This is a genomic window from Sphingobium sp. CR2-8, from assembly GCF_035818615.1.
Lineage (GTDB): Bacteria > Pseudomonadota > Alphaproteobacteria > Sphingomonadales > Sphingomonadaceae > Sphingobium.
This window is the reverse complement of record NZ_JAYKZY010000001.1, coordinates 28,745-48,849: the sequence shown is the minus strand read 5'-3', so window position 1 is coordinate 48,849 and position 20,105 is coordinate 28,745. Positions and strand designations below refer to the sequence as shown.

20 protein-coding genes, 2 pseudogenes and 1 CRISPR repeat array (1 of these 23 cut by a window edge) are annotated in these 20,105 nt (G+C 63.1%); of the genes and pseudogenes, 9 read left to right on the top strand and 13 right to left on the bottom strand.

The window, feature by feature from the left end:
* Window positions 1-20 precede the first annotated feature (20 nt).
* Genes U5A82_RS00230 through U5A82_RS00210 form a run of 5 tightly spaced genes read right to left on the bottom strand, consistent with a single transcriptional unit; the run spans window position 21 to window position 3,974 of the window.
* Complete coding sequence (locus tag U5A82_RS00230; protein ID WP_326287757.1) at window positions 21-944, bottom strand: copper resistance protein B; 924 nt, start codon at window positions 942-944, stop codon at window positions 21-23.
* Window positions 941-2,683, bottom strand: a complete 1,743-nt coding sequence (locus U5A82_RS00225) for a copper resistance system multicopper oxidase (protein WP_326287756.1) — start codon at window positions 2,681-2,683, stop codon at window positions 941-943. Before U5A82_RS00225 ends, U5A82_RS00230 begins: the two co-directional genes overlap by 4 nt.
* Before the next feature lie 24 nt (window positions 2,684-2,707).
* Window positions 2,708-3,283 carry an RNA polymerase sigma factor gene (locus U5A82_RS00220; protein ID WP_326287755.1) on the bottom strand — a complete coding sequence of 192 codons (576 nt, stop codon included), beginning with the start codon at window positions 3,281-3,283 and terminating at the stop codon, window positions 2,708-2,710.
* On the bottom strand, window positions 3,280-3,717 hold the full coding sequence (locus tag U5A82_RS00215) for a periplasmic heavy metal sensor (protein WP_326287753.1): 438 nt from the start codon (window positions 3,715-3,717) through the stop codon (window positions 3,280-3,282). The genes U5A82_RS00220 and U5A82_RS00215 overlap by 4 nt, the downstream gene beginning before the upstream one ends.
* Window positions 3,714-3,974, bottom strand: coding sequence for a hypothetical protein (locus U5A82_RS00210; protein WP_326287751.1), 261 nt, complete (start codon window positions 3,972-3,974; stop codon window positions 3,714-3,716). The genes U5A82_RS00215 and U5A82_RS00210 overlap by 4 nt, the downstream gene beginning before the upstream one ends.
* Window positions 3,975-4,115: 141 nt before the next feature.
* Here U5A82_RS00210 and copC point away from each other — a divergent pair, with 141 nt between their 5' ends.
* Both copC and copD read left to right on the top strand, forming a co-directional pair.
* Window positions 4,116-4,490 (top strand): copper homeostasis periplasmic binding protein CopC, encoded by a 375-nt coding sequence (copC, locus tag U5A82_RS00205; protein WP_326287750.1) that lies wholly within the window; start codon window positions 4,116-4,118, stop codon window positions 4,488-4,490.
* Window positions 4,491-4,496: 6 nt separating this feature from the next.
* Window positions 4,497-5,372 carry a copper homeostasis membrane protein CopD gene (gene copD, locus U5A82_RS00200; protein ID WP_326287748.1) on the top strand — a complete coding sequence of 292 codons (876 nt, stop codon included), beginning with the start codon at window positions 4,497-4,499 and terminating at the stop codon, window positions 5,370-5,372.
* Between the two features lie 11 nt (window positions 5,373-5,383).
* Here copD and U5A82_RS00195 read toward each other — a convergent pair whose 3' ends face one another.
* From U5A82_RS00195 to U5A82_RS00185, 3 genes and pseudogenes are all read right to left on the bottom strand, one after another.
* Window positions 5,384-6,109, bottom strand: a complete 726-nt coding sequence (locus U5A82_RS00195; RefSeq protein WP_326287747.1) for a cupin domain-containing protein — start codon at window positions 6,107-6,109, stop codon at window positions 5,384-5,386.
* A gap of 114 nt (window positions 6,110-6,223) precedes the next feature.
* Window positions 6,224-8,745: pseudogene (locus tag U5A82_RS00190) on the bottom strand (ABC transporter permease).
* Window positions 8,742-9,443, bottom strand: a complete 702-nt coding sequence (locus U5A82_RS00185; protein WP_326287745.1) for an ABC transporter ATP-binding protein — start codon at window positions 9,441-9,443, stop codon at window positions 8,742-8,744. The pseudogene U5A82_RS00190 and the gene U5A82_RS00185 overlap by 4 nt, the downstream one beginning before the upstream one ends.
* Here U5A82_RS00185 and U5A82_RS00180 point away from each other — a divergent pair.
* From U5A82_RS00180 to U5A82_RS00155, 6 genes are all read left to right on the top strand, one after another.
* Window positions 9,442-10,164, top strand: a complete 723-nt coding sequence (locus U5A82_RS00180; protein ID WP_326287743.1) for an arylesterase — start codon at window positions 9,442-9,444, stop codon at window positions 10,162-10,164. The genes U5A82_RS00185 and U5A82_RS00180 overlap by 2 nt on opposite strands.
* Window positions 10,161-11,207 carry an oxidoreductase gene (locus tag U5A82_RS00175; RefSeq protein WP_326287741.1) on the top strand — a complete coding sequence of 349 codons (1,047 nt, stop codon included), beginning with the start codon at window positions 10,161-10,163 and terminating at the stop codon, window positions 11,205-11,207. The genes U5A82_RS00180 and U5A82_RS00175 overlap by 4 nt, the downstream gene beginning before the upstream one ends.
* 16 nt (window positions 11,208-11,223) lie before the next feature.
* Complete coding sequence (locus tag U5A82_RS00170) at window positions 11,224-12,618, top strand: carboxylesterase/lipase family protein (protein ID WP_326287739.1); 1,395 nt, start codon at window positions 11,224-11,226, stop codon at window positions 12,616-12,618.
* Window positions 12,619-13,067: 449 nt separating this feature from the next.
* Window positions 13,068-14,261, top strand: coding sequence for an AAA family ATPase (locus U5A82_RS00165; RefSeq protein WP_326287737.1), 1,194 nt, complete (start codon window positions 13,068-13,070; stop codon window positions 14,259-14,261).
* Window positions 14,258-15,148: a ParB/RepB/Spo0J family partition protein gene (locus U5A82_RS00160; RefSeq protein WP_326287735.1), complete on the top strand. Its 891-nt coding sequence runs from the start codon at window positions 14,258-14,260 to the stop codon at window positions 15,146-15,148. The genes U5A82_RS00165 and U5A82_RS00160 overlap by 4 nt, the downstream gene beginning before the upstream one ends.
* Before the next feature lie 292 nt (window positions 15,149-15,440).
* Window positions 15,441-16,634, top strand: coding sequence for a replication initiator protein A (locus tag U5A82_RS00155; RefSeq protein WP_442802140.1), 1,194 nt, complete (start codon window positions 15,441-15,443; stop codon window positions 16,632-16,634).
* Between the two features lie 304 nt (window positions 16,635-16,938).
* Here the strand turns inward: U5A82_RS00155 and U5A82_RS21620 are convergent, their stop codons facing one another.
* From U5A82_RS21620 to U5A82_RS21610, 3 genes and pseudogenes are all read right to left on the bottom strand, one after another.
* Window positions 16,939-17,073, bottom strand: a complete 135-nt coding sequence (locus U5A82_RS21620; protein WP_442802139.1) for a transposase — start codon at window positions 17,071-17,073, stop codon at window positions 16,939-16,941.
* Window positions 17,067-17,444: pseudogene (locus U5A82_RS21615) on the bottom strand (transposase); the annotation flags it as partial. The pseudogene U5A82_RS21615 and the gene U5A82_RS21620, both read right to left, overlap by 7 nt.
* Complete coding sequence (locus tag U5A82_RS21610; protein ID WP_442802121.1) at window positions 17,332-17,715, bottom strand: IS5 family transposase; 384 nt, start codon at window positions 17,713-17,715, stop codon at window positions 17,332-17,334. The gene U5A82_RS21610 and the pseudogene U5A82_RS21615, both read right to left, overlap by 113 nt.
* A gap of 100 nt (window positions 17,716-17,815) precedes the next feature.
* Between U5A82_RS21610 and U5A82_RS00145 the strand changes: the two genes are divergently transcribed.
* Window positions 17,816-18,139, top strand: coding sequence for a hypothetical protein (locus U5A82_RS00145; protein ID WP_326287731.1), 324 nt, complete (start codon window positions 17,816-17,818; stop codon window positions 18,137-18,139).
* A 277-nt stretch (window positions 18,140-18,416) separates the two neighbouring features.
* Here U5A82_RS00145 and U5A82_RS00140 read toward each other — a convergent pair whose 3' ends face one another.
* Window positions 18,417-18,995, bottom strand: a complete 579-nt coding sequence (locus U5A82_RS00140; RefSeq protein WP_326287729.1) for a hypothetical protein — start codon at window positions 18,993-18,995, stop codon at window positions 18,417-18,419.
* Between the two features lie 14 nt (window positions 18,996-19,009).
* Window positions 19,010-19,435 (bottom strand): hypothetical protein, encoded by a 426-nt coding sequence (locus tag U5A82_RS00135; RefSeq protein ID WP_326287727.1) that lies wholly within the window; start codon window positions 19,433-19,435, stop codon window positions 19,010-19,012.
* Window positions 19,436-19,680: 245 nt separating this feature from the next.
* A CRISPR array of direct repeats spans window positions 19,681-20,105; the repeat unit is 36 nt; unit sequence GTTGCCGCTGGACCACGATCTCTGAGTGGTTATGAT; it runs 469 nt beyond the window's last position.

The following is a 20,105-nucleotide window of genomic DNA, read 5'->3' as shown; positions in this document are numbered from 1 at the left end:
GCTGGCCCGCCCTGAAGATGTCAGAACCAGAATCGGATGCCCATGACGAGGCTGGTGGCGGACGCGCCCTCCCCCGCCGCACGGGCGTAGCGGGCGGTGTCGCCGATGCTGCGTTCCCAGTTAACCCCAATATAGGGCGCAAATTCGCGGGCGAATTCGTACCGCAGGCGCAGGCCGAGTTCGATGTTCGACAGGCCCGAACCGATGCCCAATTCCGGCACGTCCTGCGCCGCGATGTTCACTTCGGCGGCGGGTTGCAGGACCAGGCGCTGGGTGATGCGCTGGTCGTAGCTGCCCTCTATGCGCAGATGGGCGTCGCCCTTGTCGGACAGGAAAGCCTGGGCTTCGACCTCGAACCAATAGGGGGCGAGGCCTTCGATGCCGATGGTCGCGTAGGTGCGCTGGGGTTGCGGGCGGAAGTCCTGCCGGACGCCCGCGACGATGTTCCACCACGGGTCGATGGCGCGGCTGTAGAGCGCCTGGAGTTCGGCGCTTTCGAGGCGGCCGCCGACGTCCCCCTCCCCTTCCGACTTGATGGCGAGCCGGTTTATGTCGCCGCCGATCCAGCCTTCCCCTTCCCAGGCATAGCCGTCCGTGCCCTTTTGCGTGCGATATTCGAGGCGGTCTATCATCAGTTGCGAGAAGGTCATGCCGCCATTTTCCTTCGTCATGGCGGCGCGGGCGCGAGCCATGATGGCGGGGTCGTAGAGCGCGTCGGCGGCGTGGTCGGTCGGGACCGGGGGGGCGAAGCCCTTGGGGACGCTATCGTCCGGTGCGGGCATGGCATGTCCGGCATGAGGATTGGCCGGTTCGGCCGACACGGGCGCGGCCTCCGGTTGCGGCATTTGGTTCGCGCCATGATCCATCTGGCTGTGGTCCTGCGCAAGGGCGGGCGCGGCGGCGCTGGCGAGCAGCAGCGCGACCGGGGCGATCAGGCGCTTCATGCCGCGTCCTCCGTTGGGCGGACCGTGACGACGCGCATCATCCCTGCATGCATGTGCATCAGCATGTGGCAGTGGAAGGCCCAGTCGCCCAGCGCATCGGCGGTCAGATCGAAGCTGATCTTGCCGCCGGGCAGGACGTTCACCGTATGCTTGCGCGGATTATGGGTAGGATCGTCCCCGGTCAGCAGTTGGAAGAAATGGCCGTGGATATGGATGGGGTGCGGCATCATCGTGTCGTTGATGAGCGTGACGCGCACGCGTTCATTGTGGCGGAAGGCGATCGGTTCCGCGCCGTCCGACAGCTTCACGCCGTCGAAGGACCACATATAGCGTTCCATATTGGCGGTCAGATGAATGTCGAGCGTGCGGGTGGGCGTGCGGATATCCGTGTTCGGTTCGAGCGATCGCAGGTCGGCATAGGTGAGGACGCGATGATCGACATCCTCCAGCCCCGTGGGCCGATCGGCAGTGCGATCGGCGGGCATGGAGGAGAGGGTCGCGACGCCCGGCCCCATCGGCACGTCCGGCGCGACCGAGGGGTCGAGCATCTTCATGGCGTGGCCCGCCATGCTGTCGTTGGCGGGCTGGCTCAAGTCGATGACGCCCCCCTGCCCCATGTCCATGCCGGACATATCCATGCCCATATCCTTCATCGTCAGCAGCGGGCGTTGGCGAAGATCGGGAATCGGCGCGACCATGCCGAGTTGCGGCGCGAGCGTCGCACGCACCTGGCCGGAGCGGTCGATGGCTTCCGCGATCAGGGCGTAGGCTTTGGCGTCTGTCGGCTGGACGACGACGTCATAGGTTTCGGCGATACCGATCTGGAATTCGTCGGTGTCGACCGGCTGGACATGCTGGCCATCGCACTGGACCACGGTCATGGGGAGGCCAGGCAGGCGGACGTTGAAATTGGTCATGGCGGAGGCGTTGACGATGCGCAGACGGACGCGCTCACCCGGCGTGAACAGCCCGGTCCAATTTTCGGGCGTGCCATGGCCGTTGATGAGGAAACTGTAGGTGGAGCCGGTGACGTCGGAGATGTCGGTCGGGTCCATGCGCATCTTGCCCCAGTCGATGCGATCCTTGAGCGGCTGGTCCTTCCCCGCGAGCAGCCCGGCGAGGGTCTGGCGCTGAAAATTATGATAGCCGCCCATCTGCTTGAGGCGTTTCAGCAGCATATGCGGGTGGACCGGCGACCAGTCCGCCAGCACGATCACATGTTCGCGCGTAGCCTGTACCGGATCGACGCCTGCGGGATCGATGACGATCGGGCCGTAATGGCCCATGGCTTCCTGCATGCCCGAATGGCTGTGATACCAATAGGTGCCGGACTGACGGATCGGGAAGTCGTAGGTGAAGGTTTCGCCCGGACGGATGCCGGGGAAGCTGATGCCCGGAACGCCATCCATCTGGAAGGGCACGATCAGGCCGTGCCAGTGGATCGACGTGTCTTCCTTGAGATTGTTGGTGACGGCGAGCTGGACGCGCTGCCCTTCCTTCAGGCGGATGAGCGGCGCGGGGACGGTGCCGTTGATCGTGATCGCATGGGCGGATCGGCCGCCGGTGCCGAAATGGCTTTCGCCAACGGTGAGCGCAATGCGGTCGCCCGACAGGACCCCGGGCGCGGGGTGCAGGCCCGGCGTGCCGCTGCGCGCCCAGGCGGGGAAGGCGCCGACGAGGCTGAGCGCTGCCGCGCCTTTGATGAGGGTGCGGCGGTCGAGGGCGATGGGTGTCGTCATGCCCCTTCATACGCGAGCGGGACTTCAATCCCTCAAAATTTCGGTCAATTTCGCGCGGGCGCGGTAGAGCCGGGTTTCGACCGCCTTTTCGGTGACGCCCAGCACATCGGCCGCCTCCGCCTGGCTCATCCCCTCTATCGTGCGGAGCAGCACCACCTGCTTGAGATTGGTCGGGAGCGCAGCGATAGCGGCGTTGATGCGCGCGACTTCGCGATGCGAATGGGCGACTTCCTCCGGCGTGGCGTCGGGACTGGCGATGGCGAGCGCATCGTCGATGGGCCTAGCGAAGGTGAAGAGGCGGCGAACCGTGCGGCGGCGCGCCCAGTCGCGGCATTTGTTGAGCGCGATCCGGGCGATCCAGACGCGAAACGGACGCACCCCGTCATAGCGCGCGAGCGCGGCGAAGGCGGCCACGAATGTTTCCTGCGTGATGTCGAGCGCTTCGTCGCCGTTACCCACATGTCCGCGGGCAAGGCGATAGACCGCGTCGCGATGCCGCCGCATCAAGGCGCCATAAGCGGGTTGATGCCCGGCGAGCGCGCGAGCCGCCAGTTCCCGATCGTCCGGTTCGGAATCGGGATCGGGGTTGCGGGCCGTCACCGGGCGGGCTGGGTCAGCGCCTTGACGATGGCGGCGTCGAACTGCGCCGCCTGATCGGGGCGCAACACGCCGCGCATCGCGAAGATGTGCTGGAGCGTTTCCTTTTGCAGTTGCCCCATCACATGGTGGGAGCGATCGACCGCCTCCGCCACCTTCGGACCATAGCCATGTTCGCCCTCTATCGCCGTGGCGAGCCGTTCATTGTCGGCGCGCATTTCCGCCTCCAGCGCGGCGCGGCGCGTGGCGAAGGCGCTTTCGAGCGCATGGATGCGCTGTTCCTGCGCGGCGTCGAGCGTCAGCTTTTCATGCAGCAGGGCATGGACCTGGCTTTCGACGCGCGGCGCTGGGGCAAGCCAGGTGCGGGCTACCAGCACGGCTGCCAGCGCGGCGGCGAAGGCGACGAGAGCGACCAGCGCATAACGGCGGACGGTCATTGGCCGAGCAGGCGGGAGGGCGTGTAGTCGGACATGCCGATCGGCGTGGGTGCGGCCTGTGCCGGGGCGGTCGGCACGATGCTGCCCGCCCAGCCGATGCCGATCGCCAGCAGGCCCGCCAGCATCAGGCTGCGCCGCGCAGTCATCTGGTCGCGCCGCCTAGCAAGGCCGCCCATCACAGCGGCGTCCATGTCCGCGAGCCGGGTGTCGGTCGGCATCGCGCGCAGGGCGTCCAGATACTGGTCCAGGTCGGTCATCATCGTCTCCATCGTCCCTGTCGCATACGCGCGGGCGGCGTTTACCCCTCATGCAAGGCTCGGGAAAAATATGCGCACGGGCCGAGGGGTGGGACAAGTCCCTGCGTAATCTCCTCTAGCGACCCTGCTGGAGACATTGCAATGACCCGTATTTTCCTGACCGCCGCCGCCGCTTTCGCGATGATCCTGCCCGCTGCGGCGAGCGCGCACAGCAAGCTCGTTTCGTCCAATCCCGCCGCTGATGCGACCGTCGCCAAGCCGACCAAGGTGACGCTGACCTTTTCCGAAACCTTCCTGGCGCCGATGAGCGGGGCGGAACTGACCATGACGGCCATGCCGGGCATGACCGATCACCCCGCCATGCCGATCAAGGGTTTCAAGACCAGCGTCGAAGGCAAGACGATGACGCTGACCTTTCCCCGCGCGCTGCCGGCCGGCACCTATGACCTGAAATGGCATCTGGTCGGCGCGGACCAGCACAAGATGGAAGGCGGCTACAGCTTCAAGGTCAAGTAAGGGCCGATGATCGAGGGGGCTTTGATCGGTGCGCGCTTTGCGCTGATGGTCGACCTTGCCCTGCTCATGGGCCTGCCGCTGTTCTGGCAGGTGATGGGTATGCCAAGTTCCGGCCCGGCGCGGCGATGGGTGCCGGTGGCGCTGGCGCTGGGAGGCATGGCGCTGTCCGCGTTGTGGCTGCTGGTGAGCGTCGCGGGCATGACCGGGACATCGATCATCGCCCCCGACTGGGCCAGCGCGCAGATAGTGCTGACGATGACGCCGATCGGGACGGTGCTGGCGGTGCGCGGTGGCGCCTTGCTGCTGGCGCTGGTGTCCGCCTGCGCCGGTCGGCAGCGGCTGACGCTGATGGCCGCCGCCGTGGCCGCCGCGACGCTGGCGTGGACAGGCCATGCCGGGGCGACCGAGGATATGGCCGGAACGGTGCATCGCATCGCCGACGTCGCGCATATCTGGGCGGCGGCGGGATGGATCGGGGCGCTGACCGTGCTGTTGCATGCTGCGCTGACGGTGCGTCCGGTTACGGCCGACATGCGCCGGGTGGCCACGATGTTGTCGCGCTTTGCGCTGATGGGCACGCTGATCGTCGCGACTTTGGTGGTCAGCGGCGCGATCAATGGCGTGATGATCGTCGGGCTGGCGCAGCTTCCGGCCTTGATGGGGAGCCGATACGGGCTGTTACTGGGCGCGAAGCTGGCGCTGTTCGGGCTGATGCTGGGGCTGGCGGCGCTCAATCGCTGGCGGCTGACGCCCCGGTTGGAAGGCGGCGAGCCGCAGCATGCGATCGCGCATCTGCGGTTGTCGCTGCTGATCGAAACGAGCGCCGCCATCGCCATCATCGGGCTGGTGGCCTGGCTGGGGACGCTCGATCCGATGGCCTGATCCGCGCTGGATCAGGCCGGTCGGTAGATGCAATAGACTTTCTTCACATCGACCTGGCTGTCCCAGCTGCAACTGGCGCCCTGTTCGACCAGGAAGATGTCGCCCTTATGGAAGGTGCCTTCCGCGCCGTCTTCGTCGACGAAGGTCACGCTGCCGTCGAGCAGATACATGAGTTCATAATGGCGATAGACCATCGGGCGGCGGTGATAGGGCGTCGAATCCCAGGTGCCGACCATATATTCGCCGTCTTCGGATTTGTAATCGCCATGGTTGCGGCATTGCGGCGTCGGGCCGACCAGCAGTTCGGCCAGCGGCGCGCCTGATGGTTCGAGCGGGGCTTGCGTATCGACGGGAATGATCGCCCCGTCGCCCGCCGGGCCACCGGTGCGGCGCATGAAGAGCAGGCGCGTGTCGGCATGGCATGACCAGGCGAAGGCCGCGCCCTCGCGCAGGAGAAGGCTGTCGCCTTCATCGAGCGTGAAGATCTTGCCCGCCTGTTCGATCCGTGCTGCGCCGGACGCGACGATGATGAATTCTTCGGCGGGCATCGCGTGGACTGCGCCCGTCCCTTGCGGCAAGGCGATGAGACCGACGCTGATCTGTCCGGGCGCCAGCGGCAGGTCGGCACGGGCGGTGAGGAAAGGGTCGCCGGACGGCGCGGCGACCATGGCGTCATCCGCCCAGGCGCGCAGATCGATGAAGGAACGGGTGCGGGTTTGCGATGCGGTGCTGGTCATGCCGGCCTTCCTTGGTCTTTGAACAAGGCGGCAGCATAGGTCGCGCGCACGGCACTATGCGCCGAGGGCGCAGGGCGCGACCGTGCGCCCTGCCGTTTGCCGCATCGCGCGCCGCTACAACTGCCGCAGGGCGCGGGCGGGCCGTACCGATATCAGCGGGATCGCACCGGCAAGGCCGATGCCCAAGGTCAGCAGCGCGCCGCCGCCCAGCGTCGCCAAAACCACCAGCCAGCCGGGCGACCAGTGAAATTCGAATATCCGCACGATCACGAACCAGGCCGCCGTCATCCCGAGCGCGAGCGCGACCAGCGCCAGCATGGAGGCGAGCAGACCATATTCGAGCGCCTGACCGGCGAGTATCTGCCAGCGGGTCGCCCCCAGCGTCTTCAATATCACGCTGTCATAGCTGCGCGCCTGGCGCGAGGCGGCGATCGCCCCGACCAGCACGGCGATGCCCGCCAGGATCGCGACCGACGCGGCGGCGACGATGGCGCGCGACATCTGAGTCATGATCGTGCCGACCTGATCGATGACGTCGCCCACCGCGATCACCGATATGCCGGGGAAGGCCGCGAGGAGCGCACGGGTCATGGCGCTGTCGCGGCCTGGGTTCATGGTGATGGTCGCGGTCATGCTGTGCGGGGCGGCGGCCAGCACATTGGGCGAAAAGACGAGGATATAGTTGAAGCCCATCGTGTCCCAGTTGACCTTTCGCAGGGAAGCGATGCGCGCGGTGATTTCACGGCCGAGGATGCTGACGGTCAGCGTGTCGCCGATGCCGACCTGCATGACCTTCGCCGCCTCATCATCCAGCGAGACGAGCGGTGGTCCGGCATAGTCGCGCGCCCACCATTGGCCTGCGGTCAGATCGCTGCCCTCCGGCAGGACGGCGCTGTAGGTGACGCCGCGTTCGCCGCGCAGGAACCAGGCGCCATCGGGCAGTTCCTTGAGATCCGCGACTTTCTGCGCACCATAGGCGACGATCGTGCCGCGCAGGGTGGGGACGATGTTGAGTTTCGCTTCGGGCGCCTGCGCCAGGGCTATGGCGCGGAAGCGATCGACCTGCGTCGATGGAATGTCGAGGACGAACTGGTTGGGCGCTTTTTCAGGCACGACGTTGCGGATTTCGCTGTCGAGGCTGGTCTGGATGCCCGCCAGCGTCACGAATAGGGTGAGGGCCAGGCCCAGCGCGACGATGAGCGCGGCGGTCTGTGCGCCGGGACGGTGGAGATTGGCGAGCGCGAGACGAAGGAGCGGCCGACGAGGGCGCGGCGCGAGCAGGGCCAGACGGCGCACGGCCTTGCCGAGGGCGAGCAACAGCAATAATATGGCGGCGGTCGCGCCCAGAACCGCGGCTGAGAATAATGGTTCGCGCGCAGTGGACAGGGCCAGCGCGACGAGCAATGTCCCTGCCCCGCCCATGGCCGCGACGCTGCGCCGGTCGATGCCGCCCCGGCTTTCCACCGCGCCACGGAAAATCGCGGCGGCCGGTTGTGTGCGCGCACGGCCGAGCGGGGGAAGGTGAAGAGGAAGGCGATGAGCATTCCATAGGCGGCGCTGGTCAGGAGCGGGAGGGGATGAAGGCGGAAGCCGGGGCTGACCGGCAGGACGTCGCCCGCCAGCGCGACGATAAGCGGCGGCAGGAGCGCGCCGACGATCAGGCCCGCGCCGATGCCGAGCAGGGCGACCGCCCCGACCTGCATCCGGTAGATGCGGCCGATATCGGCGGAGGTCGCGCCCAGCACCTTCAACGTCGCGATGCCGCCGCGCTTGCCCGCCAGATAGGACGCCACGCCGTTGCTGACGCCGATACCCGCAATCACGAGAGCAGCCAAGCCGATCAGCGACAGGAACTGCCCCATACGTTCGATGAAACGATTCGCGCCGGGGGCGGCGCGATCGCGGTCCTTGAGACTCCAACCGTCGGCTTCATGCGCCTTTTCCATGTCCTTGCGGACGGTGGCGGGATCGAAACCGGGGTTGAGGCGGATACGATATTTGCTGTTGTAGAGGCTGCCGGGCTGAATGAGGCCGGTGCGGCGGAGGCCATCCAAGGAGACGATGGCAACCGGACCCAGGGTGAAGCCTTCACCGAGGCGATCGGGTTCGTCAGCGATGATGTCGGCTATGGTGAAGCTGGCCGTGCCATAGCGCAGCCGGTTGCCGGGGCGAAGGTCGAGCCGCTCCGCCAGCGCGTCGCCGATGAGGATATGGTCGGGATCGAGCGGTTGATATGTGCCGCCGCGCAGGGTGAGTGCACCATAGAGCGGATAGACGCTGTCGACGCCCTTCAGTTCGGTGAGCACGGCGGGCGGAGATTCTGCTCTCCCCTGCCCTTCGCGCTGCGCCATGGCGCGCAGGCGGATGGTTTCGCTGAGCGTGCCGAGCTGGCGAAAGGCTTCCTTGTCGCCCAGGCGCGCTTCGCGCTGCGTCATGGCGATTTCGATGTCGCCGCCCAGCAGGGTGCGGCCCCGGTCGCTCAATTCCTGCGTGATGGCGGCGGTCAGGCTGCCGATGGCGGCGAGCGTGGCGACGCCCAGAAACAGGCAGAGGAAGAGCAGTCGCAGGCCGCGAAAGCCCAGATGCAGGTCGCGCCGGGCGATGCGCCAGCTGGCCCGCCAGTCGAGCGCATTCATGCGGCGTGGTCGGCGACGATGAGGCCGTCGCGCATTTCCACGATCCTGCCGCAGCGCGCCGCCAGCACCGGATCGTGGGTGATGATGACCAGGGTCGCGCCCGCCGCGCGTTGCCGTTCGAACAACAGGTCCATGATGGTCGCGCCGGTGGTGACGTCGAGATTGCCGGTCGGCTCGTCGGCAAAGAGCAAGGTCGGACGCGGCGCGACGGCACGGGCGATGGCGACGCGCTGCTGCTCGCCGCCCGACAGCTGCGCGGGATAATGGTCGATCCGATGGCCCAGGCCCACCGCGCGCAATTCATCCGCCGCGCGATCGAACGCGTCGGCGTGGCCCGCCAGTTCCAGGGGCACGGCGACATTTTCATGCGCCGTCATGGTGGGCAGCAGGTGGAAGCTTTGCAGGATGATGCCGATGCGACCGCGCCGGGCGCGGGCTAGTCCATCCTCGTCCAACGTGCCATAATCGACGCCGCCTACGCTAACGCTGCCGCCACTGGTGCGTTCCAGGCCCGACAATACCGCCATCAGCGAGCTTTTGCCTGATCCCGACGCACCCAATATGGCGAGGCTTTCGCCGCGCAGGATGGTGAGGTCGACACCCTTGAGGATCGCCACCGGCGCTTCGCGTGTTCCAAGGGAAAGGGTGACATCCTGCGCGCGGATCGCGATAGTGGCGGGATCGATGGGCAAATGCATGAAAAAGGAGCGCTCCTTGGGCCACAAGTGGATGCAATATGGGGCATTGGCGCTGTTTGTCCAACTGGCGGTGGCCTGTTCGGATAAAACAGCTGCCCCAGCCCCGTCGAACGATGCCGTGCAGGTCGAGAATGGCGCGCAGGCAGCTACGCCCGCTGCGGACGAGCGGCTGGTCGTGGCGTTCGGCGACAGCCTCTATGCCGGTTATAATCTGGATCAGGGCAAGGGGCTGGCGCCGGTGCTTCAAGCGGCGCTCAAGGCACGCGGGGTAAAGGCGCGGGTCGTCAATGCCGGGGTGTCGGGCGATACGAGCGCGGCGGGCCTCTCCCGCCTCGCCTTCACGCTGGACGGCCTGCCGCGCAAGCCCGACCTGATCCTGGTGGGTCTTGGCGGCAACGACATGCTGCGAGGTCTGTCGCCTGTCGAGACGCGGGCCAATCTAAGTGCCATTCTGGCGGAATTGCAGAAGCGCGGCATTCCGATCCTGCTGACGGGCATGCTCGCCTCCCCCAATATGGGACCGGACTATGCCGCCGCCTTCAACGGCATCTATCCCGATCTGGCGCGGACATATGATGCGACGCTCTATCCCTTCATGCTGGATGGGGTGATCGGGGATCGCGCATTGCAACTGCCCGATGGCATTCACCCCAATGACAAGGGTGTGGATGTCATCGTCGGCAAACTGGCCCCTGTCGTGGCCGGGGCGCTCAAGCCATGACGGCACGGGTGAAGGTCGGCCTGATCGGCTATGGCATGGCCGGGCGCGTCTTTCATGCGCCGCTGATCCGCTGTGCGCCGACGCTGGAACTGGTGGCGATCGCGACCCGTCGGGCAGATGAGGTCGCGGCGCTCGACCCGGCGATCGGCTGCGTGACGCAGGCCGATCTGCTCGCCGATCCATCGATCGACCTTGTCGTGATTGCGACACCGAGTGCGACACATGCGGCGATTGCCGCAGATGCGCTGAACGCAGGCAAGCATGTGGTCGTCGACAAGCCGTTCGCCCTGACGCTGGCGCAGGCGCGCGATCTGGCGCGGCTGGCGGACACGCGTGGGCGCGCCCTGACGGTGTTTCACAATCGCCGCTATGACAGCGATTTTCTGAGCATCCGTGCGGCCATCGCGGACGGGGCGCTCGGCCGGGTGACTCATTTCGAGTCCCATTTCGATCGCTTTCGTCCAGAAGTGCGCGACCGCTGGCGTGAGGATGGATCGCCGGGGTCTGGCGTCTGGTTCGACCTGGGGCCGCATCTGCTGGATCAGGCGCTGGCCCTGTTCGGGCGACCGATGGCGGTGAGCGCCGATATCGTGGCGCTGCGCCCGGGATCGGCGTCCGACGATTGGGCGCACGTCCTGTTGCGCTATGACGGGCTGCGGGTTGTGCTGCACGCCAGCTTGACTGCGCCGGGCGGCGAAACGGGCGGCAGTCCCCGCTTTGCGGTCCATGGCAGCACGGGATCGCTCGTCAAGCGGCGGCTCGATCCGCAGGAAGCGCAGTTGATCGCGGGGCTGCGGCCCGGCGACGAAGGCTGGGGTGTCGATCCCGATCCAGTAGAACTTCATGACGGCATTGGCGGCATGACGCTGCGCCCGGCGGCGACCGGATGCCAGGAACTTTTCTATGCGCAGCTTGGGCGCGCGCTGACGCATGGCGCGCCATTGCCTATTCTGCTTGAAGAAGCGCTGGCGGTGCAGGACGTGATGGAAGCGGCGATGGTGTCGGCGCGCGAAAACCGGGTGGTGGTGCTGACGCCACCCTAAATCTGGAGGATGACAAATGGCCCTTTCTTTGCGCGCGCTGCTGATCGCCGTCGCCGCTGCAACACCGCTTGCCAGCGCGAAGACCGACCCTGTCCAGCCGGTCGTCACCCTAGCGGAGGGCGCGGTGCGCGGCGTAAACAAGGATGGCGTCGTCGCGTTCAAGGGCATCCCCTTCGCCGCGCCGCCGGTCGGCGCCTTGCGCTGGCGCGCGCCGCAACCCGTGGCGCGCTGGCAGGGCGTGCGCGACGCGAGCCGCTATGGCCATGACTGCATGCAGTTGCCCTTCCCCAGCGACGCCGCGCCGCTCGGCACCCCGCCGGCGGAAGATTGCCTGTTTGTGAATGTCTGGAAACCGGCGGCGCAGACCGGCAAGTTGCCGGTCATGGTGTGGATCTATGGCGGCGGCTTCGTCAATGGCGGATCGTCGCCGCCCACTTATGCCGGTGATGGGCTGGCGCGGCAGGGCATCATGGTCGTCAGTTTCAACTATCGGTTGGGGCGGTTCGGCACCTTCGCCCACCCTGCCCTGACGAAGGCGGATGAGGATAAGGGCCTGCAGGCCAATTATGGCTATATGGACCAGATCGCCGCGCTGCGCTGGGTGCAGCGGCATATCGCGGCCTTCGGCGGTGATCCCGCCAATGTCACTATCGTCGGCGAAAGCGCCGGCGGCATGTCGGTCCACGCGCTGCTGACGTCCCCCATGGCGCAAGGGCTGTTCCAAAAAGCGGTGATTCAATCTGGCGGTCCCATGCCGGTGGGCGACGCCACGATGGCGGCGGCGGAAAAGACCGGGGCCGCCTTCGCCCGGACAAAGGGAATAGCGCCCGATGATCCTTCGGCGCTGGCGAAGTTGCGGGCGTTGTCGGCGGATGCGATCGTTGACGGGCTCAATCTGGCGGCGCTGTTTGCGGCGGGACCGCGCACCCATAGCAGCCCGATCGTGGATGGACGGATCGCCGTCGACAATCTGGCGGCTTATCGGGCTGGGCGTTTCGCCAAGGTGCCGGTGATGATCGGCGCGACTAGTGACGATATCGGCGGACCGACCGGGCCGATGGTGGCGGGTGCGCGATCCATGGCGCAATCTTTCGCGCACCAGGGTGTGCCGACCTATTATTATCGTTTCTCCTATGTCGCGCCCTCGATACGGACCGCCGCGACGAAGGGGGCGGGACATGCCAGTGAAATCCCCTATTTCTTCGATACGGTCCGGGCAAAATATGGCGCGGCGACAACGGCGAGCGATCGCGCCATCGGGCAGCTGGCGAGCGGGTATCTCGTCAATTTCGTCAAGACCGGTAATCCGAACGGTGCCGACCTGTCTGATTGGCCACGGTATGATCCGGCAAAAGCACAGTTGATGGATATCGGCAGCGGCGACACAGCCGCCATCATTGCGGATCGCTGATCCGTGATATCGGCGTGCCTTCTTTCTGTTGCACCGGTGGAGCGAGAGGCAGGACGTGTTATCAAGACCAGCTTGCCGTGTTTTTGGAACCGCCGGAGCGTGTTATCAATCCGCCTGCGTCGTGTGATCGGATTTTCATGCCGATACGCGAATCGTTGATTTTCGGTCATTTGCGCTGAGATTGGGATGGGCCTAATCCCCCTAATCTCATTCTAAAATCTCTAATGCCGCCTTTGCCGGTCAATCCGCGCCTCGATTTGGTGTCCAAGGGCTATCAGCTGGGACCTAGGCTTTCCCTTCCCTTTTATTCGAACGGTTGTATTTCGCTGCAACCTAAATGGCGGATGAGGCGACTCCTTCGCAGGGTTGCGCTCGGTTTGACTTTCAAGCCAAAATAGGCGCATTGAACACGAACCAGTTTATCGCCATGATTCGGCTAGAGGGGCGCTATGTCGTTTACCGTCAATACGCTGCGCAATGTCACCACCGCGTGCCAGCAAATGCGCGACCATATCAAGACGATCGTGTTCCGTCCCGACACGCGCAAGACGCTCGATATCACCTTCGGCCCGACCGTCGCCGCCGAACTGATCGGTCGGACACCCGAAGCGCTGGCCAAGGCCGAAGCGAAGGGACGACTGCCCCAGCCCAAGCAACAGCCCAACGGCCGCCGCTATTATACGCTGCAGGATCTGACCCAGATTCGCGAAGCGCTGGGCATCCACGTCGGCAAGCAGCCGGATGAAGATGCGGTCGTGCTGGCAGTGCAGAATTTCAAGGGTGGTGTGGGCAAAAGCACGATCACCAAACATCTGGCGGATTATCTCGCGCTGCATGGCTATCGCGTGCTGGTGATCGATTGCGATCCACAGGCGTCGACCACGACGATGTTCGATATCCAGCCTGAAACGCTGATCGACGACGACCAGACCTTGGGAACCTTTCTCTCGCCGCGCAGCACTTTCAGCGATTTCGCCCAGACCATTCGCGACACCCCCTGGCCGACGATCAAGATCGTACCGTCCAGCCTTGGCCTTCAGGACGCGGAATGGGACCTGACGTCCACATTGCGCGAGGGCGGCCAGGCCGTGCGCGAAAGCTTGCAGGCGCTGCGGATCGGCATTGCCAGCGTGGCGAAGGATTTCGACGTGATCCTGCTTGATCCGCCGCCAGCGATGGGCTTTCTGGGCCTCAACGTGATGGCGGCCGCGACCGGCCTGCTGATCCCTGTTCCCGCGCGCCAGCTTGATTATCTGTCGACCATCCATTTCATGGACACGATCGCCGACAATATCGAAATCCTCGAGCAGAATGGCACGCCGGTCAATTACGGTTTCATCCGTGTCGTCTGTTCCACCTTCTCGCCCAACAAACCGGGGGAGAATGATATGTGGCGGATCATGCAGGCGACCTATGCCGGACTGCTGCTCGGGCAACCGATCCTGGCGTCGGAGGAAATCAAGAACGCCACCCAGGCTTTCCGGTCCATCTATGAATCCAAGCCGTCGGCGTCGCACCAGACCTATACACGCTGCCGGGACAATCTGGACGCGGTGTTCGGCGAGGTCGAGCAACAGATCCGCCAGCAATGGCCATCGACCAGCCTCACCGGCGCGGACGCCAGCGTGAGTGTCGCGGCATGAGCCGGCGATCGCTGATCAGCGAAGCGCTCGCCTCTGTGCCTGCGGACCCGGTCGTTAGCAGCGATGCGGCTGGCGCGGAGGCGGCCGCCGGGCGGGTCAACTTCACCAACAAGCGGCTGGAGGCTTTTGGCGAAGCGGCGCGGATCGTCAAGCGGCCGACAATCCGGTTGAAGCCAGCGGAATGTTCGATCTGGTCGGGCAACGCGCGCGACTATTCTTTGCTGGACGAACACCGGTTGCGCAGCCTGATCGATTCGATCCTGGCCGAGAGTGGTAATCGCATTCCCGCAGTGGTGCGGCGCACGCCCGGTGGCCCCCTCCCCTATGAACTGGTAACGGGAACGCGGCGACATTGGGCAATTAGTTGGCTTAACGCCAATCATTATCCTGACATCGATCTGATCGCGATTATCGAGGATCTGGACGATGAGGCGGCCTTTCGCCTGGCCGATATCGAAAATCGTGAGCGCGAGGATATTTCCGATTTGGAACGCGGCCTTAATTATAAGGGCGCGGTCGAGCGCTTTTATGGGGGGGTGCAGCTGCGCATGGCCGAGCGGCTGAAAATCTCCAAGTCGCAATTGGCGCGCTATATCGCACTGACCGACATACCGCCCTTCCTCGTCAGCGCCTTTCATTCGCCGATGGATTTGCAGGCGAAATATGGCGAGAAGCTGCTGCCGTTGCTGCGTGACCCGGCGAACCGGACGAAGCTGGAAAATGCGGCTGACCAGATTGCTTCCGAACAAAGCTTTCGCCGATCGGGTGACGAGCCGCCGATTGGGGGCGCGGAGGTGATGAACCGCTTGCTCAAAGCCGTGACCGCAAAAGGCCGGGTTCAGAAAGCGTCAATTGCGGGGGGAACGGCAAGGCGATCGGGGAGGTAGTCAAGGATCAGCAGAAGATCCTTACGCTGTCGTTGACGCCTTCGGGGCTGTCGACCGATGCGATTTTGGAAGCATTGCGACCCGTCATCGAAGCCGCACGTATCCGCACGGCCAAGCTGGGCTGAGCGGGGATCGGAATAATATTGAAAAGCTGAAATTATGATAATAATTCTTATATTTCAGATTGTTATATATGATTTCCCCCGGGGGGACGATTAAAGCGGGATGAAGCAGGGTGAAGCAGGAGGGCGAACTCAAGACGGCGCTGAAGGAGCGCAAGGTCCAGTTCGAGATGTTCTTCACTCTGCCCGATTTCAGCGATATTTCGCTGCGCGACTATCAGGAGACGATGCAGCGTCCTTTCTTCAGCCTGTCGAAGCGCAAACGCATCAAGCCGATAGAATATGTCAGTCCTGACAAATCGGTGACGGTCCATGTCTCTGCCAATCCGACCTACGGCATGGCGACGATCTGGGACGCGGACATCATGATCTATCTGGCGTCCCATCTTAATGAAATGCGCGAGCGAGGCATCAACGATATGTCGCCCGTCGTTCGATTGCAGCCGGGTGATCTGCTCAAGCGCATCTGCTGGGGCACCAGCGGGCGCGCCTATGAACGTCTGGTGAGCGCGCTGGATCGGCTGCAGGCGACGACTATCAAGACGAATATCCGCGCTAGCGCCAAAAGCCGCGAAACGACCTTCTCATGGATCGACAGCTATACCCATCTGGTGGATGAGCGCACGCAACGATCTCTGGGCATGGAGATTACGCTATCCAAATGGTTCTTTGACGGCGTGATGGACAAGCGCAATGTCCTGGCCATCTCGCCGCTCTATTTTGAGATCACCAGCGGATTGGGCAAATGGCTTTACCGTGCGTCTCGTAAACATGCAGGGGGGAACGGGACGGAAGGCTTCGTGATCGGGTTTGAAACGCTGCATCAGAAGAGCGGTAGCGAAAGCAGCTATCCGGTGTTCAAGCGCAAGCTATTGGATCTCGCACGGGCCAACGAGCTGCCGGATATCAGCCTGGAAGTCATCAACGGCGACAGCACGAAACCCAAGATGCGGATGGTGATGCGGCGACATGTTGCGGAGCGTCAGCGATCCGGTCGTGCGCGCCCTCCCCTGCCCCCTACGCAGGATAGGCCGAGCCAAGATGACGGGGATGACATGATCGATCCGCGGCAAGCGATGCAGTTGCTCGCGAAGGCGGCCGGTGGATTGCGTAGTTCCGGCGCAGACAAGAGGAGGCAGCTGCCGAAATCGGCATCGGCCAATCGTGCGATCGACATATTGGACGCGGACATTTACGCCGCGATCCGTCGGGATTTTCCGGGCTGGGATTATGACGATCTGATCAGGCGGTTTGACGCCTTTCTTGGGACAAACCCACTCGAAGTCCCGCGTAACTATTCGAAGCGCTTCTACGGATTCGTCAAGGAACATCATAGCCGTAACAAGTATCGACTGCGTTCTTAACCGCGCATCCGGCGTGTTTTCGGAATCGCATGTTCTACAGGTGCGGTCAGCCAGTGTGAGCTTGATATAGCTTTTGGCAGCCTTAGGGTTGCAGAAGCATATCGCCGGAAATCAGCCATTCTGCGTCCTAGAAATGATCAGCTGCCATCTCTTCTCGGAAGAGTGGATGAAGAATGGCGGGTCATTCAGGAGATTCTGAAAACACGTTGGCGCGTATCTCCATCACGACATGAGTGCCCCCCTGCCCTATTCAGGACCTGGCGAATACCTACGGCGGTAGCGATTGTGATGCGGAGCTACCTCTCTAGGCGGCGTGGACAAATTTGAGCCAGTATCTGGCGGTGGCGAGATGGACCATGCCAAGGAAGCTGTTGGCCAGTTGGTCGTATCGAGTGGCGATGGCACGGTTGATCTTGAGTTGCCCGAACATGCGTTCGATGCGGTTGCGCTGTAGAGCGCCCGGTCATGCTCGATTTTCACGCGGCGGTTTGACCGGCCCGGAATGACGGCCTCGATATTCCGTTTGGCAAGGTTAGCACGGATTGCGTCGGCATCGTAGCCCTTGTCGGCGAGCAAGGCGTCAGGTGCGCGCTCGGGTAGGTCGATCAGGGCGTCATAGGCTTTGCAGTCTGCCGCCTCGCCGACCGTCAGATGGAAGGCGAGCGGTCGCCCGAGGGCATCAGCCAGGCAGTGAAGCTTACTGGTGAACCCGCCCCGCGAGCGGCCAAGAGCGCGTCGATGAGTCCCCCTTTCCGCCCGCTGCCGAGACGTGGGCGCGGACTGTGGTGCTGTCGATGCTATAGTGGCCACTGTCCGCCATGATCTCGGCCAACGTCACGGCGACGGTCTCCCAGACCCCGGCTTCACTCCATCGCCGAAACCGGCGATAAATGGTGTTCCAGCTGCCATATTTGGGTGGCGCGTCGCGCCACGGGGCACCGCAACGCAGCCGCCAGAGTATGCCATTAATGATCGAACGGTTGTGCTCGGGCCGACGGCCTCGACTACGTTTTTCAGGCTCGATGGGCAGCAAGGTCTTTAGAACGCGCCATTCTGCTTCAGTCAGATCGCCTCGGCTCAAATCTGCCTCCAAAAAGCAGCCTTGAATCAACCGTTCTGTTCGGCGTCAACCGTAACTCGTCTGGCTGTTGAGGCCAGATGCAGTTACGATCCATCGCGATATGGCCACGACAGCGAACAACAACGACGATCATTGCGACTGCGAGGTGCATGGGCATCAGCCCATCACGTTCGTCTGCGCCCATATCGTGGGTCGAACATCACCGGACACAGCCGGGTTTGTTTCCTTTCCGCCAGAGGATGAAGACGACCTTCGGGATGCATGGTGTGACGCTTGCGACGCCTATCTGCAAAGCAACGGCAGCGAGTGGATCGAAGATGCTGTGGAGGTGCCTGACGGCATCACGATCATATGTGCCGAGTGTTATCGCCAGCGCGAAGCGGATGCCCGCTTAGCGGGACGAAGGATGATCCGGCACGGCTGAATTTGTCCACGCCGCCTAGAGCATGTCGACCGAGCCTCTTGGGCAGCAAATTGCGATCGCGACCAAACGGACGCGTATCGTTTCCAGTGATATGAGGAAAGCTAGGTTTGCAGCGAAAATGACCGGCGATAATTCCGGTTATATGGCGTCGACAGTCAGTTTCGTAAGGGTTCCGACAGCCTTAGAACTGCGGCGTCGCAGTATGGCGTCTGGAAGGTCGCTGCAGCGTCAAGGGCAAATTGGCATAGGCTGACTAGGCAAAGGGCCGAAATCGCGCTCAGCGACTTTGTGACGAGAGTGTATTTTCGTCCTCGTCCCAAAAATTTGGCGTGCCGACATCCATAGGATCCGATCGCCACGAGGCGGCAGCGGCACCGGGCCCCAGCGGAATGGCATAGGTGCGGTAGCTATTCTGTCCGGATCGTTCCAGTAGCAGGCTTGCCTCAACGGCATTCGTGAGCAATTTGATCGCACCCGCAGACGTGATATCCAGTCTTTCGGATACCATGCGGCTATTAATATAGGGTCGAGACATAGCCATCGCTATGACCTCCTTCAGGCGTCCCGGACGACGGCGGGCTAGGATATGTGCTGTGGCGCGACCAGCATAGGCGCGTAACCGCATCTCCCAATCGAGATGATGGCGCGCGCCGTCTGCAATGGCATGCAGCCATAGAAGTTCCAGTTGCGACCCTTGTGCGATCTTCCACGCAGCGCCGCGCTTCTGAAAGCCAAGGGCCACAAGTCCGCCAAAAGATGCATCCCAACGGCCAGGCCCATATCTTTCGCCGATCAGAAAGCTCGCTACTGCGTCACCGCGGCCGATTGGAGAGAACCGACGCCAGGCTGATGCCATGCGAGCACCATGGATCAGGGGAGGGGAGGGGGGAGGGCGGCGACATCTTGTTGCCACAGGCGGACCCGATGACGGATATCATCGAGCGGCCATCCGGCTGTTCCCCATGAAGCGGTCGCAGTGCCACTATCTTGGACGCCCAGCCAATCCAGCAGGCCAGCATCGTCCGTCTGGATCGTTTCGAGTGTGACGTCCGCACCAACAGCTTGGCGCCAATGGGTAAGATCGAATTCGGCCCCGCCCACGGCACCCCGGCCATCGACGGTAAACATGCTATCATCGATTGTCGTCGCGTCTACCCATGCAAGCGCCTGGCGTTCGCCGATGAAGCATCGTATCTTCCAGGGACGACGAACCACACTCAGGCGTCGTCGTTCTTCCAGGCGCGCCAGCATCGATTGCGCGTCTGCATAGGCGAATAGCAACGTGTTATCGGACATGCTATTATATCCTGAGGGTTATCATCTTTGCAGCCGGAATTATGCAATTCTTATGATATAGAAATACGGTTATTATTTCAATATGATAGGAATTTTTAGTAAACTATGGACGGCATAAAGGAAGTCGTCATATACATTGCGGATTGGCGCTCTACTCCTAATTTCTGGAATAGATGCCCAACAATCGACGCCGTCATGCTGCATGTCTCTAACAACAAAGACGATAGCTCTGTCAGTAATGCCCGGTTGCCGCTGGACCACGATCTCTGAGTGGTTATGATTTCGAGGATTTCCAGCAGACGGGCAGCTAGTTGCCGCTGGACCACGATCTCTGAGTGGTTATGATTCCAGCATCCGGTCGCCCAGCGCTGCATCCTGTTGCCGCTGGACCACGATCTCTGAGTGGTTATGATTATCGTCGATACCACTGCGCCGGCTTCATCGTTGCCGCTGGACCACGATCTCTGAGTGGTTATGATCATGATCGCGATTGCGTTGGTGTTAAAGAAGTTGCCGCTGGACCACGATCTCTGAGTGGTTATGATTTTCTTCATACGGATGAAGGGGTTTAAGAAGTTGCCGCTGGACCACGATCTCTGAGTGGTTATGATGGCGGCGGTCTATGTTGCCTGGCAGAATTGGTTGCCGCTGGACCACGATCTCTGAGTGG